Here is a 13,380-nt window from a genome sequence, read left to right as displayed (position 1 = left end):
GATAGTGTGACGAGCGTCAAGGGAGTTGTGGTGGCTGAAGACGGCGTGCAGCCGGATCCGGAACGTGCGATCGAGCTGCTGTGGGGCGCGCACGAACCGGCTCGCCCCGGGCTGAGCCTCGGCCGGATCGTCGCAGCGGCGATCGAGGTCGCGGACGCCGACGGGCTCGGAGCGCTGTCCATGCGCAAGGTCGCCGAACGGTTCGGCACGACGACGATGTCGCTCTACCGCTACGTTCCCGGCAAGGCCGAGCTGGTGGAGCTCATGCGCGACGCCGTCTACGGGGAGGTGTCCCTGGAACCCGCGGACGGGCTGGACTGGCGCGCCGGCCTCGAACGCTGGGCGCGCCGGGCATGGTCGATCTACCAGCGGCATCCTTGGCTGGTCCACAGCGCGGGAAGCCGCCGCCTGCCCGGCCCGAACATCATGGCCGGGTACGACCACGCGCTCGACGTCGCCTCACGCGGCGCTCTGGCGCCGGCTCAGGTGATCGCGGTAGTGAATCTCGTGGGTGGGTTCGTCGAGTCGGTCGCGCGTCAGGCGGGGGAGACCGCCGAACTTCAGCGGCGCACAGGGATCTCCCATGAGCGCTGGTGGAGCGAACGCGAGTCCCTGTTCGAGCGACTGGACGCCTATCCGGCCCTGGGGAGACTGTGGGAGAGCGGCGGGATGGATGAGCCGCTCGACCCGTTCGAGTTCGGGCTGCAGCGCACGCTCGATGGCGTCCAGGCGCTCGTCGAAAGCCAGGGTGGTGAGGTAATGCGTGACGAAAATAGTGGGACGAAGTGCATGATGTGCGGGAAGCCGCTGGACGGGGGAGGTCGGGGGCGGCCACGGGACTACTGCTCGAGAGCCTGCCAGCAGCGTGCCTATCGCCGGCGCCGGTCGACTCCGTCTGATCCTGGCCACCTTGGGTGAACGAGGCGCCGTCCCGAGGACACCACCTACCCGTGAGGAAATCCGTATGTTCACCGGACTCAGTGCTTTCCCTCTGACCCCGCTCGCACACGACGCCGTCGACGAACGGTCCTTCATCGGCCTCGTCGAGCGGCTCGCGGCCTCGGGCGTGGACTCGATCACAGCACTCGGCTCAACCGGCTCCTACGCCTACCTCTCAGCCGAAGAACGCGCCCGCGTCGCTCGTCTCGCCGTCGCGCACGCCGGACCCACACCCGTGTTCGTCGGGGTAGGAGCGCTCCGCACCTCAGCGGTCCTCGCGCACATCCGCTCCGCGGAGGACGCCGGCGCGGCAGGCATCCTGCTGGCCCCGCTGACGTACCAGCGACTCACCGCGGCCGACGTCTTCGAGCTGTTTCGCACGGTCAGCGAGCAGACCGATCTGCCGGTCATCGTCTACGACAATCCCGGCACCACGCACTTCACGTTCACGACCGAGCTGTACGGGCGGATCACCCAGCTGCCGGGCATCGCATCGATCAAGATCCCGGGGGTCCCCGCCGATCCGGACGAGGCACGGAAGCGGGTGGACGAGATCCGTGCGGTGATCCCCGACCACGTCACGATCGGGGTCTCCGGCGACGCCTTGGCAGCGACAGCCCTGAACGCCGGGTGCGACACCTGGTACTCCGTCGTCGGCGGCACGATCCCGGAGCCCGCGCTGCGGATCGTCCGTGCCGCCCGAGAGGGGCGAGCAGCCGATGCGGTCGCGGAGTCCGAACGGCTCGACCCGCTCTGGGCGCTGTTCGCCGAGCACGGCGGCAGCATTCGTGTGATCGCGGCGATCGCCGAACACCTCGGCCTCGTCGGGGACCGGTGCCTGCCGCTCCCGATCCAGGGCCTGGACGAGAACCAGCGAGCACGCGTCGAAGAGATGGTTGGCGACCTGCGCCTCGATGGGTAGGCGGGTCCGGATGAACAGAGACGTACGCCGGGCAGGGCCGCCGGCCGTCAGGCGAGCGGATTCCGCTGCGCGTGCACCACCAGGACAGGGCACGGCGCGGCCCGCAGCACCGCGTCGGGGATGCTGTGCTGCCTCCGGCCCGGGGCCGGCGAGTGCTGTCGCCCGCCGACGATGACGACGTCGTCCGCGGTCAGGTCGTGGAGCAGAGCGGAGGCAGGGGCTCCGTGCCGGATCACCATGGTGCAGGTGACCTTCGGGTACTTCTCCGCCCACCTGGCCACCTGATCGGCCAGGTCGACGGCGGCGGTCGGGTCGCTGCCCGTCACGTGCAGCACCTCCAGCGGGCAACCGCGGACTGCCGCCTCGGCGAACGCGGTGCCCAGGACACCCGGCTCCTCCTCGCGGCCTACCCCCACCCGGATCCGGCTGGGGTCCCCGGTGGTCGCGCCGGCAGGGATTACGGCCACCGCGCCAGGTGCGGACGCCACCAGCGCGGACGACGTCGAGCCGAGCAGGGTGCGGTCGAGTACGCCCAGGCCGCGCCGTCCCACCACGACCAGGTCGCAGGTCATGGACCGCTGGCTCAGCGCAGGGGCGGCAGAGCCGGGCAGGACGAGCACCTCGACGTCCCGACGCCCTGGCCGGTGCCGGCCGAGCCTGATCTGCGCGGCCTGTGCCGCGTTGCGTGCCGCGCCCTTCGCCGTGCTGGCGAGGTCGCCGTATCCGGGGGCGAGCGTGGTCGGCAGAGGGTAGGTCGCCACCACCGTGAGTCGGGCGCCGTGCATGTCAGCGGTGCGTGCCGCCCAGTCCAGCGCAGCCAGGCTCTCGTCCGATCCGTCGACCCCGACGGCGATGCCCCGGTACCACGTGTTGTCCATGATCGTCCTCCTGTGCCGGTCGCCCCTGCGCTCGTCACCAGGACACCAGCCGCAGAGGTGGGTGGGGCAGAGTCCGGTGGCCCGGAGTGCCGGGACCAACGTCCCGTATGTCGCTATACAGAGGCCCGCGCTACCGTGAGGACCGGGAGGTGCCGATGGCTCCGACGGGTACCCCGCGCGACCGCACCAACCTGCTGCTCGAAGTGGTCAGCACTCTCGGCCGCGGCCTGGAGCTGGAGGCACTGCTGCACCGGATCGTCGAGGCGGCGGTCGAGCTCGTCGACGCCCGGTACGGGGCCCTGGGCGTGCTGGGCGCCGACGGCCGGATCGCCCGCTTCCTCACCGTTGGTATGCCCGACGACGTGGTTGCCGCGATCGGCCCCTACCCGACCGGTCACGGTGTGCTGGGTGAGCTGATCCGTGATCCCGTGCCGTTGCGCCTGCACGACCTGTCCACCCACTCCGCGTCGGTGGGTTTCCCTGCACACCACCCGCCGATGCACACCTTCGTCGGGGTGCCGCTGCGCGTGCACGGATCGCCGTTCGGCGACCTCTACCTCACCGACAAGCGGGGCGGGAGCGACTTCTCCGCCGAGGACGAGCGGGTGCTGGAGGCGCTCGCCGCGGCGGCGAGCGTGGCGGTGGAGAACGCTCGCCTGTACGGCGTGGCGCGGCTGCGCGAACGCTGGGCCCGCGCGAACGACTGGATCTCGCGAAAGGTTCTGTCCGGGTCCATGCCAGGTGACGTGCTGACCTTGATCGGTAGCCAGGCACGGGAGGTGGCCGACGCGGACCTGACGATCATCGCGGTGCCGGACCCGGAGACCGGACGTCTGGTGCTCCAGTCGGCGTCCGGGCTGGGCTCCGAGGCCCAGGTCGGTTCGGTGCTCTCCGCCGACGGCACGTTCGCCTCGCTCACCTTCCGCACCGGCGTACCGATCATCACCGACGAGGCGACGACCGATGAACGGGCCGCAGGTCTGTCGCTGGACCTGCCGGTCGCGCTCGGCCCGCTCGCCGTCTGGCCGCTCGGTGAAGCGGGTAGTGCCCGCGGCGTCCTGGCCGCTGCGCGTGCCCAGGGCCGCGAACCGTTCTCGTCGGTAGTGGTCGAAGCCCTTGGCGCGTTCGCCGCCCAGGGCGCCGTCGCCCTGGAGCTGGCGGAGGGGCGAGCCGACGCCGAGCGCGTCGCCCTGCTCCGTGACCGCGAACGCATCGCCCGCGACCTGCACGACCTGGCCATCCAGCGGCTCTACGCGACGGGACTGTCGTTGCAGCGTGTGGCGCGCACCGCGCCCCCGGAGGTGGCGAAGCAGCTTGCCACGGCGGTCGACGAGGTGGACGAGGCCATCACCCTGGTACGGACCACGATCTATCGGCTGCAGCCGGTAGATCCGCTGGTCGGCGCTGGGGGTCGGCGGGTCGGGCTGCGCTCACGGGCTATCACGGCGGTCGACGCCGCGGCGACGGCGCTCGGGTTCGATCCACGGCTGCGGTTCGAGGGGGCGGTGGACACCTTGGTGCCTCCCGACGTCGCCGAACACGTCGTGGCCGTCCTGAGCGAGGCGCTGTCCAACGTGGCTCGGCACGCATCCGCGTCCCGGGTAGACGTCCGGCTCACCGTGGCTGATGACGTGTGCCTCACGGTGAGCGACGACGGCGTCGGGATCGCGGCGGACGCCCAGCACAGCGGCCTGCGTAATCTCGCCCGGCGTGCGGACGAGCTCGGCGGCAGCCTCGGCGTCGGGCCAACGGACCGGGACACCGCCCCGGTGGGGACTCGCCTGGTGTGGCAGGTGCCGCTCCCGGAGGACGAGCCGCTGGGGTGATCCCGCGCTCCGGCCCCGGTGCTCGCCCGGCTGGTCAGAGATTGCGCGGTGTGTCGCGGCGCTCCTGCTGCTCCAGCCGGTCGGCGAGGACGGCGGCCTGCGCGCGGCGCTCGAGGCCGAGCTTGGCGAAGATGCTGGAGACGTAGTTCTTGACGGTCTTCTCGGCGAGGAACAGCTCGCTGCCGATCTGCCGGTTGGTCAGACCGTGCCCGATGAGCGCGAGGATTCGCCGCTCCTGGTCGGTGAGACCGGTCAGGGGGTCGGGCTCGTGGTGGGCGTCGGTCCGGAGGCGTTCCATCACGCGGGCCGCTGCTCGTGGGTCGAGCACTGACCCGCCACCCGCGACGGTCAGGACTGCCTGGACGAGGTCGGTGCCGCGGACCTGCTTGAGCACGTAGCCGGCGGCACCCGCGAGGATCGCGTCGTAGAGCGCCTCGTCGTCCGCGAACGAGGTGAGCATGAGGCAGGCGAGATCCGGCATGCGGGAGCGCAGCTCGCGGCAGACGGTGACGCCGTCGCCGTCGGGCAGCCGCACGTCGAGCACCACGACGTCGGGCGCCAGCGCCGGGATCCGGGCCAGGGCCTCGCGGGCGGTGCCCGCCTCGCCGACCACAAATACCCCGGGCTCGGACTCCAGCAGGTCGGCGACGCCACGGCGCACCACCTCGTGGTCGTCCACGAGGAACACCCGTACGTCCATGTGCCCCACCGTAACGGGAGCGCCCGCCCCGGTCGCTACCGGGACGGGCACCACGGGGTGAAGCGTCATCGCAGTACGGGGTACTGCTTGACCAGCGGCAGCTTCGCCCACCGGCGGCCGAGGCCGAGGGTGTCACCGGCCAGGAACGCTGCCAGCCCGATGAGCAGGACGGCGTCGACCAGGTGGTAGTCGACGAACAGGTTGTTCTCCAGGGGCAGGACGGCCAGCCACATCAGGAGCATGAGCAGGGCGCCGGTGCCCGCGGCGAGCCGCATCCCGATGCCCAGTGCGAGTGCGACGCCGATCCCGAGCAGGCCGAGCATGAACAGCCAGTCGATGACCGGGTTGCCGACCAGGGCGCCGAAGAAGCCGGCGAACGGTCCCTCGACATGGCTGAGGAAGCCCTCCGTGGGGGAGCCGCCGTTGATCCAGGCGCCCTCGACCGGCGTGGACCGGCCCCAGCCCAGGAGCTTGTCGCCGAACGCCCAGAGGAACTCGACGGCGAGGAGCAGCCGGACTCCCGCGAAGGAGTACCGGGCGACGGACGCACCCGTGGTACGCGCTGCGACTGCGGTGCGCTTGCGAGCGGTCGTGCCATTCGCCGACGTCGCGGGGTGGTGACTGACCGAGCTCATGGTGTCCTCCTGGTGCTTGCCCCGGATACGTTCCGGCGCCTGGGACCACAGTGCCGCCGGCCGGGGGCGTCCGGCAGAGTCGCCTGCCCCTCGTGGACGGGACCTTGGTCCCCATCACCCCGGGGCGCGGGTCACCAGAAGGCCCGGGTCGGTCCCGGACAGTCGGTCCGTCCGATATGCGGGGGCCGAAGGTCCCGTGGACCGGGGGCGCACGGCCCTGACGCCAGAGCGGGTCCGAGGAGGAGTGTGGGGTCACCAAACCTATGGAGGTAGAAGCGATGCGTGCACTCGTGGTCTATGAGTCCATGTTCGGCAATACCCAGGCGATCGCCCAGGAGATCGGGGACGGGATCGAGGCGTCGATGCACGCCGATGTCGTCGAGGTGGGTGCGGCGCCTGACATCGTGCCCCGGGACGTCACCCTGCTGGTGGTCGGCGGGCCCACCCATGCGTTCAGCATGTCCTGGCCCTCGACCCGGCGTGATGTCGCAGGACGATCCCCGAGGATCATCTCGCGTGAGCGCGGCATCCGGGAGTGGCTCGGAGCCCTTCCCAGCCTGATGACCACCACTGAAGCGGCGGCGTTCGACACCCGGGCGATCTCGCGTGCCACCGGTTCTGCCGCGCGCGCGGCGAGCCGCCGGCTGGCCCGGCTGGGCTATCCCCTCGTCTCCGGGCCCACGAGCTTCCGCGTCGCCGGCGTGACCGGTCCTCTGGCCGGTGGCGAGCTCGGCCGCGCCCGGGCATGGGGAAGGTCCGTCGGCGTCGAGGTCGCCGCGCGGCAGCTCAGCAGCACCACGTCCTGATTCTCCGCAGCTACCGGCCCGGCTACCTCACCGGGTCGGGCTCCTGGTGGGGCGGCTGCGCTCCGCCGCCCACAGGGCCAGGAGCCGCAGGCTGTCGTGGGAGGGCGTGCCGGGCTCCGCGGTCCAGGCGATGATCTGCAGGTCGGGTTCGGCGGCCCAGGTGACGGCGTTCCAGTCGAGGCGCAGGTCGCCGACGACGGGGTGGTGCAGGTGCTTCGTCCCGGTGTCCCTCGTCGCGACGTCGTGGGCGGCCCACCACCGGCGGAACTGGCCGTCCAGGCCGGAGAGCTCGCGCACCAGGGCTGCCAGACGTTCGTCCCCTGGATTGTTGGCGTTGTGCATCCGAACCTGGGCGATGGCCAGCCGGCTGACGCCCTCCCAGTCCGCGTACAGGTCGCGCATCGCCGGGTTCGTGAAGAGCAGCCTGATGAAGTAGCGCTGTTCCGCGGGGATCTCCCCGAAGTCCGTGATCAGGGCGGCGCCCATGGCGTTCCAGGCGACGATCTCGGTACGTGGCCCGATCACGAACGCGGGCGTGTGCGGCATGTCGTCGAGCATGCGCTGCAGCTGCGGCTGAGCTGTGCTCCGCGGGAGGCGAGGAGTCGGACGGCGGTCGCCCCTGGCGGCGAGCTCGTAGAGGTAGGCGCGCTGGTCGTCGTCCAGCCGCAGCGCCCGTGCCAGCGAGTCCAGCACGGACCGTGACGCCTGGATGCGGCCCTGCTCGAGGCGGGTGTAGTAGTCGGTGCTGATGGCGGCCAGTGCCGCGACCTCTTCCCTGCGCAGCCCCGCGACGCGCCGGGCGCCGCCTGCGGGAAGCCCGACGGCGTCGGGGGACAGCTCGGAGCGCCGCGCCCTGAGGAAGTCACCCAGGTCGTCGTGATGGGGATCGCGGGTCATCTGCTCAGCCTGCCACCGGTAGTCAATTCCTGTCGGGTTCTCGCCGACAGCGCACTGAGTCGACAGCGGCGCGTCAGAGGACGCCGAAGAAGTCCACCAGCTTGGTGACTGCCTGATCCATGTATTCGGGGACGTCGTACATCGCGATGTGGGTCGCCCCGTCGACGACGAACAGCGCGCAGCGGGTGTCCTCCACGCGGGCGGTGGGGTCTTCCAGCAGACGCGGTTCACCACCGCTCTCGCCCTGGTAGGAAGCGTCGAAGACCACCGTGACGAAGCCTTGTGCGGCGAGCCTCTGCGCGTAGGCACCGATGGTCTGTTCCTTGACTCCGCCGGCCGGATGAATACCGACGAGAGCCGGATATGTCTTGCCCTCGGAGAAGCCGTCCGGCAGATGCAGGTCACGTATCCCTGCCGTGGCGGTGCATCCAGTCCGTGTGGACGGCTGATCGTGCGGCCAGCGACCGACAGTCGGCCGCCACGCCTCGCGGGGCGGCCGACTGGCCTTGGCGACAAGGTCGGAAGAGGACCGAGCGGGTATCAGTGGGTGAGCAGGACTGCGTCGCGGTGGGACCAGACGTCGTCGGAGGCAGCCCGCAGCATGAAGTCCGCGACGTCGGCACGGCTGATGCGGTCGCCGACCTTGCGTTGGGGGACCTCGACCGCGCTGTACGAGCCGGTGTGCGGCCCGTTGGTCAGGATCGCCGGGCGAACCAGCGTCCAGCCCAGTCCGCTCGAGCGGACCAGGTCGTCGGCCACTGCCTTGTCGGCGAAGACCGTGCCCATCAGTAGCTTGCCGAAGAGCCTCGGCACAGCCCCTGCGTGCGTGGCGGTCGTGCCCGAACCCAGGGCCGAGAGCACGACCACCCGCTTGGTGCCCGAGAGCTCGGCGGCGGGGATGAGCGCCCGGGCGGCGCGGCTGGCGATGTCGGACTTGAGGTCGCTGCCCGATCCCAGGGCCGAGATCACCGCATCGCTTCCGGTCAGGGCCTGCCGCACGTCGCTGGTCAGGGTGGCGTCACCGGTCAGGACGGTGACGCGGTCGCGGGCCGACTGCGGCAGCCGGTCGGGGGTGCGGACCAGGACGGTGACGTCGTGGCCCGCAGCGAGGGCCTGGTCCAGAACCTGTTGGCCCGTAGGGCCGGTTGCTCCAAGGATCGTAAGTCTCATGTCTTGACGATATGCCGCCCCAGCTGGACGACCAATGCCCGAAAGTCCGGATAACTTGGCCTTACGTCTTGATGCCCAGACTCTCGGCTAATGTCGCGAGATGGACGTCTTGAGTGAGGCGATCACCGCGATGCGCCGCGGCCGGCCGGAGTCGTTTCTGTCGACGGCCTCGGCGCCATGGGGGCTGCGCTTTGCCGCCAGGGACGGTGTCGCGTTCCACATGGTGTTGCGCGGCTCTTGCTGGCTGTTGCCCGGCGAGGGCGGGGCGCCGGTCGCGCTCGGCCCGGGCGACGTCGTCCTCCGGCCGCACGGCACCGAGCACGGCATCGCCGACGACCCTGCGACACCGCTGACGGACATCTTTCAGCAGCCCGACGGCCAATGGGCGGTCAACGGGGAACTGGACGGCACGGGCGCGACGACGCGCATCCTGTGCGGTGCCTACCGCCTCAGCCGCAACCGGCAGCATCCGCTGCTGAGCGGACTGCCCGACCTCATCCACCTGCCGGCTGACATCGGCGCCCACCCCGAGCTGCGCGCCGCCGTCGACCTGCTGGGCCGGGAGCTGGAGCGACCCGGCCCAGGCTCGGACGCGCTCCTGCCCGCGCTCCTCGACACCCTCCTGCTCTATGTCATGCGGGCGTGCCTGAACGATCAGGCCGCGGGCGCGTCCACCGGCTGGGCGGCCGCGCTGGCTGATCCGGCGATGAGCGCCGCCCTGCATGCCATCCACGACCGGCCCGCCGATCCGTGGACCGTTGAGTCGCTCGGGTCCGAGGCGGGGCTCTCCCGGGCGGTCTTCGCGCAGCGCTTCACCGCGACCGTGGGCCAGCCGCCGATGGCCTACCTGACCTGGTGGCGTCTGACCCGCGCCGGTCAGCTCCTCACGCAGAGCGACGCACCCCTGCGTTCCGTCGCCCGGGAGTGCGGCTACTCGTCGGAGTTCACGTTCGTCAGAGCCTTCACCCGCGAGTACGGGACGTCCCCCGGCCGATACCGCAGAGCACAGGGCACGCCTGCGGCCTGAACCCCGACGAGCGTCAGCTCACCGGCCGGCGGTGTCCAGGAGGGTGCAGTCCTTGAAGACGAGCACGTCGTCCCCCTCGCTGAACATCCGGCACTCGCCCGACACCCGCAGCCGCTGACCCGGCTGCACCGAACGGAGCCGGTCGAACGAGGCGTCGATGCGCCCGTCGAACGGCAGGACGAAGACCGCCAAGGTCTCCCCGTCGGCGTTGGCGGCGCCTTCGACGATGGGCGTCGAGTACCTGCTCGCCCCCGCACTCAGCGCGTACGCCTCGACCGTCAGGACCTTGCCGAGGTACTTGCGCTCCGCCGACCGGCGGTCGCGCAGGAACTCGCCATGAACCACTCGGATGCTCGTCATCGTCGTGTTGCTCAGCTCACGGTCCGGTTGTGGATCTTGTACTCGTAGACGTCTGTGTCCGTCTTGTCGATGCCGAAGCTGATGATCCGGCGCGGGTGGATCCGGATGATCGAGGCGTCGAACCCGGTCTGGGTGAGGTCGACGTCCCAGGGGGAGTCGGTGGGTTCGGCGATCGCCTCGCCCGTGCCGCGGATCTCCACGCAGCGGGGGCGCCAGGGCTGGACCGAGGCGAGGTCGTCGATGACGAACGCGACCTGGCCGTTCTCGGCGACGTTGCGGAACTTGCGGCTGACACCCATGGCGTGGCCGGCGATGTCGATGGTGCCGGTCCGGTCGTTGTAGCGGAATCCGACCGGGCTGACCTGGAGCGTGCCGTTGGTCTGTACGGTGGCGAGCCGTCCCAGGTGCTGGCCGGACAGGTACTCGATCTCGATGTCGGTGAATGACATGGCAGTCCTCTTTGTGGTGCGGGTGGGTCTACCCGTTCACCGTAGCCAGCCGCTTGTCGCATATCAAGCGTTTGATATGTGACAAGGCAGACCGTGAGTCGCCGTTGCACCCTGCGCCTACCTGGTGTCCGCCAGCCGGGGGAACAGGTCGCGCGCGTTGGCGGTGGTCAGCGTCCGCCAGGTGGCGCCGTCGACCGGCGGCTCGGAGGCATCGACGGCGGCGAGGTGCGCGGCGACGACCGGGGGCGGCGTCCAGCAGTAGTCGCTGCCGAACAGCAGCCGTTCCGGGGCGGCCAGCCCGAGCAGGGCCGGCACCTCGCGCGGGAACGCGGGGCCTGCGATGTCGTAGTGGAGCCTGCGGAGCTGCTCGACGGCGTCCGCCGTCGGCTCGGCGTGCGCGCCCAGGAACTGCCTCATGAACTCGCCGATCCGGTCGGCGAGGACCGGCAGCGCACCACCGCAGTGGGGAACGATGACCGTCATGTTCGGATGACGTGCGAGCGCACCCGACGTCAGCAGGTCCGTCACGGTCCGCGTGGTGTCAAAGATGTACTCGATCATCGGGCGCGGCTTGCCCAGCGCCGACCGTTCCCAGCCCGCCGGCGAGGTGGGGTGCAGGAACACGACTGCCCGACGCCGGTCCAGCTCGGCGAGGACCGGCTCCAGGTCGGGGCTGCCCAGGTAGGTCCCGCGGAAGTTGCTCATCAGCACCACGCCGTCCGCGCCGAGATCGTCGAGCGCGTAGCTGATCTCGGCGAGGGCGCCGTCGACGTCGGGCAGCGGGAGGCTCGCGAAGAACCCGAACCGGTCCGGGTGGCCGGCGACGACCGCTGCCGCGTCCTCGTTGACCTCCCGAGCCAGCCGGCGAGCGGCGGCATCGTCTCCGAAGTGCACGCCCGGCGAGGACATCGACAGCATCGCCGTGGCTATGCCGTGCCGGTCCATCAGCTCCAGGTGCTCCTCGACCGACCAGGTGGGCCACCCGTCCATCCCGTCGGGATGCTGGTGGCCCGCAGCCGTGGCCTGGCGGACGTAGGAGTCGGTGACGAAGTGGCTGTGGACGTCGATCAGGCCGGGCTCAGAGGGTGTCATGGTGTCCGTTCCGGTCATTCGCTCGGTGGCGCGGGGGAGAGGCGGATGTCTTCGAGATCGAGCGCGGTCTGCACCTGGCGCAGGACCGTGTCGTCGATCTGTCGTTCGTCGCGCAGACGGACCACCGTCTCGCGCATGTGGGCGGTCAGCGCCAGGTACAGCGCGGTGTAGTGCTCGTCGTGACGCACCGCCGGGTGATCGGTGGTGCCCTCGCGATGGGCCTGGAGGACCTCGATCCGCTTGTCGAGCTCGAGGCGCATGCGGTCGACGACGTCGGGGTCGGTGCCGAGCTCGGCGGACAGCCGGGGCAGTGCCTCCAGCGCCTCCTCGGCGGCGCGCGTCTCGGCGAGATGGCGTTCGGCCTCCACCGCGGTGTCGGCGGGCAGGCGGGCCCAGCGCACGATGCCCGGCAGGATCAGGCCCTGGCACAGGGTCAGCACGATGACCCCGCCGGTGACGAACACGATCATGTCCCGGTCCGGGAACGGTGCGCCCGAGGCGAGCTGCTGCGGCACGGCCAGCGCCGCCGCCAGGGACACCGCGCCGCGGAAGCCGGAGAGTGCGCTGACCAGCCGCGGCCGGTGGTCGGCGTGACGCTGCTCCTGCTGCGGGCGCCGGTCGAGCAAGCGAACCAGAGAGGGCACCGTGAACAGGAACACCAGCCGCACGGCGATCACCATCGCCGTGACGACCGCTACCAGCACCAGTGCGCGCACCAGGTCGGCGCTGTTCAGGCTGCGGACGGCGGACTGGAGCTCCAGCCCGACCAGGACGAACAGGGCGGCGTTGAGGAGGAACGTCGTGACGGTCCAGAACGCCTGTGCCTGGATGCGCATCTCGGCGCGTACCACCCGCGGCGCGGCCTGGCTCATGATCAGCCCGGAGACGACCACCGCCAGCACGCCGGAGGCTTCGATCGCCTCGGCGAGCAGGAAGGCGGTGAACGGGATCAGCACCATGGTGACCTGCCCGGTCAGCGGGTCGGACTGGCGGCTGCGGACCTGTGCCGCGAGCCAGCCGACGACTGCCCCGACCAGGATTCCACCCGCATAGGCGAGCAGGAAGAGCCAGCTCACGTGCGCGGCGCCGAGCTGCTCCTCGCCGACCGTGACGCCTACCGCCAGCCCGTAGATCACGAGTGCCGTGCCGTCGTTGACCAGGCTCTCCGCGCGCAGCACGGTGACCTGCCTCCGGGGCAGCAGGCGCGCGACCACGCTGACCGCCGTGGCGTCCGTCGGGGCGACGGCGGCGCCGAGCACCCACGCCGGACCCCACTGCATGCCGAGGCCGTGCGCCACGACGGCGACGGACGCGGCGGTCGCGATCACCAGCACGGTGCTCAGCAGGACGATGCCGCGCAGGTTGGCCCGGATCTCGCGCAGCGACGTCGTGAGGCTCTCCCAGTACAGGAGCACCGGCAGGAACAGCAGCAGCATCAGCTCCGGTGGCAGGTGCACCGAGCGCAGCGACGGCACGAAGCCGAGCAGTATGCCGGCGGCCAGCAGGAGGATCGGCGGGGCGATCCGGAACCGGGCGGCGGCGACCCTGGTCAGGAGGATCGCCAAGCCGAGCACGACGACGAGTTCGAGAGCGAGCAAGGTGTGACTCCTGGTGGAGCTGGGCGGTGGGTCCGCACCGCTGCGGACCCGGGGCGAATTCGCGGCACTACGGCCAGTATC

At 70.9% G+C, this 13,380-nt stretch carries 15 protein-coding genes; 5 read left to right on the top strand and 10 right to left on the bottom strand.

All coding sequences use genetic code 11. The features are described from left to right. Positions 1–30 precede the first annotated feature (30 nt). Positions 31–918, top strand: a complete 888-nt coding sequence (locus AB0F70_RS10255; protein WP_357447148.1) for a TetR/AcrR family transcriptional regulator — start codon at positions 31–33, stop codon at positions 916–918. Between the two features lie 46 nt (positions 919–964). After that, the gene (locus tag AB0F70_RS10250) at positions 965–1,861 is read left to right on the top strand and encodes a dihydrodipicolinate synthase family protein (RefSeq protein WP_357447145.1); all 897 of its coding nucleotides are present in this window, start codon (positions 965–967) and stop codon (positions 1,859–1,861) included. A 47-nt stretch (positions 1,862–1,908) separates the two neighbouring features. Here the strand turns inward: AB0F70_RS10250 and AB0F70_RS10245 are convergent, their stop codons facing one another. Further along, complete coding sequence (locus AB0F70_RS10245; RefSeq protein ID WP_357447142.1) at positions 1,909–2,739, bottom strand: universal stress protein; 831 nt, start codon at positions 2,737–2,739, stop codon at positions 1,909–1,911. 155 nt (positions 2,740–2,894) lie between these two features. On the opposite strand from AB0F70_RS10245, the gene AB0F70_RS10240 reads away from it, so the two are divergent. Then, positions 2,895–4,565: a GAF domain-containing protein gene (locus AB0F70_RS10240; RefSeq protein WP_357447139.1), complete on the top strand. Its 1,671-nt coding sequence runs from the start codon at positions 2,895–2,897 to the stop codon at positions 4,563–4,565. Positions 4,566–4,599: 34 nt separating this feature from the next. Here AB0F70_RS10240 and AB0F70_RS10235 read toward each other — a convergent pair whose 3' ends face one another. Both AB0F70_RS10235 and AB0F70_RS10230 read right to left on the bottom strand, forming a co-directional pair. Further along, positions 4,600–5,265, bottom strand: a complete 666-nt coding sequence (locus AB0F70_RS10235; protein ID WP_357447593.1) for a response regulator transcription factor — start codon at positions 5,263–5,265, stop codon at positions 4,600–4,602. A 65-nt stretch (positions 5,266–5,330) separates the two neighbouring features. Further along, positions 5,331–5,900, bottom strand: coding sequence for a hypothetical protein (locus AB0F70_RS10230; RefSeq protein WP_357447136.1), 570 nt, complete (start codon positions 5,898–5,900; stop codon positions 5,331–5,333). A gap of 278 nt (positions 5,901–6,178) precedes the next feature. Between AB0F70_RS10230 and AB0F70_RS10225 the strand changes: the two genes are divergently transcribed. Continuing rightward, entirely contained in the window at positions 6,179–6,706 is a 528-nt protein-coding gene (locus AB0F70_RS10225) for a hypothetical protein (protein ID WP_357447133.1), read from the top strand. A 27-nt stretch (positions 6,707–6,733) separates the two neighbouring features. On the opposite strand, the gene AB0F70_RS10220 is transcribed toward AB0F70_RS10225, so the two are convergent. The 3 genes from AB0F70_RS10220 to AB0F70_RS10210 form a co-directional block, all read right to left on the bottom strand. Further along, the gene (locus AB0F70_RS10220) at positions 6,734–7,603 is read right to left on the bottom strand and encodes a helix-turn-helix transcriptional regulator (protein ID WP_357447130.1); all 870 of its coding nucleotides are present in this window, start codon (positions 7,601–7,603) and stop codon (positions 6,734–6,736) included. Between the two features lie 73 nt (positions 7,604–7,676). Further along, positions 7,677–7,871, bottom strand: coding sequence for a hypothetical protein (locus AB0F70_RS10215; protein WP_357447127.1), 195 nt, complete (start codon positions 7,869–7,871; stop codon positions 7,677–7,679). A gap of 272 nt (positions 7,872–8,143) precedes the next feature. Continuing rightward, positions 8,144–8,773 carry an NAD(P)-binding oxidoreductase gene (locus tag AB0F70_RS10210; protein ID WP_357447124.1) on the bottom strand — a complete coding sequence of 210 codons (630 nt, stop codon included), beginning with the start codon at positions 8,771–8,773 and terminating at the stop codon, positions 8,144–8,146. A gap of 100 nt (positions 8,774–8,873) precedes the next feature. Here AB0F70_RS10210 and AB0F70_RS10205 point away from each other — a divergent pair, with 100 nt between their 5' ends. After that, complete coding sequence (locus tag AB0F70_RS10205; RefSeq protein ID WP_357447121.1) at positions 8,874–9,800, top strand: AraC family transcriptional regulator; 927 nt, start codon at positions 8,874–8,876, stop codon at positions 9,798–9,800. A gap of 18 nt (positions 9,801–9,818) precedes the next feature. Here the strand turns inward: AB0F70_RS10205 and AB0F70_RS10200 are convergent, their stop codons facing one another. From AB0F70_RS10200 to AB0F70_RS10185, 4 genes are all read right to left on the bottom strand, one after another. After that, positions 9,819–10,160 (bottom strand): hypothetical protein, encoded by a 342-nt coding sequence (locus tag AB0F70_RS10200; RefSeq protein ID WP_357447118.1) that lies wholly within the window; start codon positions 10,158–10,160, stop codon positions 9,819–9,821. Positions 10,161–10,171: 11 nt separating this feature from the next. Next, the gene (locus tag AB0F70_RS10195; protein WP_357447115.1) at positions 10,172–10,609 is read right to left on the bottom strand and encodes a PPOX class F420-dependent oxidoreductase; all 438 of its coding nucleotides are present in this window, start codon (positions 10,607–10,609) and stop codon (positions 10,172–10,174) included. A gap of 117 nt (positions 10,610–10,726) precedes the next feature. Next, on the bottom strand, positions 10,727–11,701 hold the full coding sequence (locus AB0F70_RS10190) for an amidohydrolase family protein (protein ID WP_357447112.1): 975 nt from the start codon (positions 11,699–11,701) through the stop codon (positions 10,727–10,729). 14 nt (positions 11,702–11,715) lie between these two features. Next, positions 11,716–13,299: a Na+/H+ antiporter gene (locus tag AB0F70_RS10185; protein WP_357447109.1), complete on the bottom strand. Its 1,584-nt coding sequence runs from the start codon at positions 13,297–13,299 to the stop codon at positions 11,716–11,718. Positions 13,300–13,380: the final 81 nt, after the last annotated feature.

The organism is Promicromonospora sp. NPDC023805 (assembly GCF_040639635.1).
Lineage (GTDB): Bacteria > Actinomycetota > Actinomycetes > Actinomycetales > Cellulomonadaceae > Promicromonospora.
Note: the sequence above shows the minus strand (reverse complement) of the source record. Positions and strands in the feature narration are given on the sequence as shown.

Excerpts from the sequence above, each read along its gene's own strand:
- AB0F70_RS10250 (WP_357447145.1), top strand. The coding sequence starts at position 965 with ATGTTCACCGGACTCAGTGCTTTCCCTCTGACCCCGCTCGCACACGAC.
- AB0F70_RS10240 (WP_357447139.1), top strand. The coding sequence starts at position 2,895 with ATGGCTCCGACGGGTACCCCGCGCGACCGCACCAACCTGCTGCTCGAA.
- AB0F70_RS10225 (WP_357447133.1), top strand. The coding sequence starts at position 6,179 with ATGCGTGCACTCGTGGTCTATGAGTCCATGTTCGGCAATACCCAGGCG.
- AB0F70_RS10235 (WP_357447593.1), bottom strand. The coding sequence starts at position 5,265 with ATGGACGTACGGGTGTTCCTCGTGGACGACCACGAGGTGGTGCGCCGT.
- AB0F70_RS10190 (WP_357447112.1), bottom strand. The coding sequence starts at position 11,701 with ATGACACCCTCTGAGCCCGGCCTGATCGACGTCCACAGCCACTTCGTC.
- AB0F70_RS10195 (WP_357447115.1), bottom strand. The coding sequence starts at position 10,609 with ATGTCATTCACCGACATCGAGATCGAGTACCTGTCCGGCCAGCACCTG.
- AB0F70_RS10220 (WP_357447130.1), bottom strand. The coding sequence starts at position 7,603 with ATGACCCGCGATCCCCATCACGACGACCTGGGTGACTTCCTCAGGGCG.
- AB0F70_RS10230 (WP_357447136.1), bottom strand. The coding sequence starts at position 5,900 with ATGAGCTCGGTCAGTCACCACCCCGCGACGTCGGCGAATGGCACGACC.
- AB0F70_RS10200 (WP_357447118.1), bottom strand. The coding sequence starts at position 10,160 with ATGACGAGCATCCGAGTGGTTCATGGCGAGTTCCTGCGCGACCGCCGG.
- AB0F70_RS10205 (WP_357447121.1), top strand. The coding sequence starts at position 8,874 with ATGGACGTCTTGAGTGAGGCGATCACCGCGATGCGCCGCGGCCGGCCG.
- AB0F70_RS10210 (WP_357447124.1), bottom strand. The coding sequence starts at position 8,773 with ATGAGACTTACGATCCTTGGAGCAACCGGCCCTACGGGCCAACAGGTT.
- AB0F70_RS10245 (WP_357447142.1), bottom strand. The coding sequence starts at position 2,739 with ATGGACAACACGTGGTACCGGGGCATCGCCGTCGGGGTCGACGGATCG.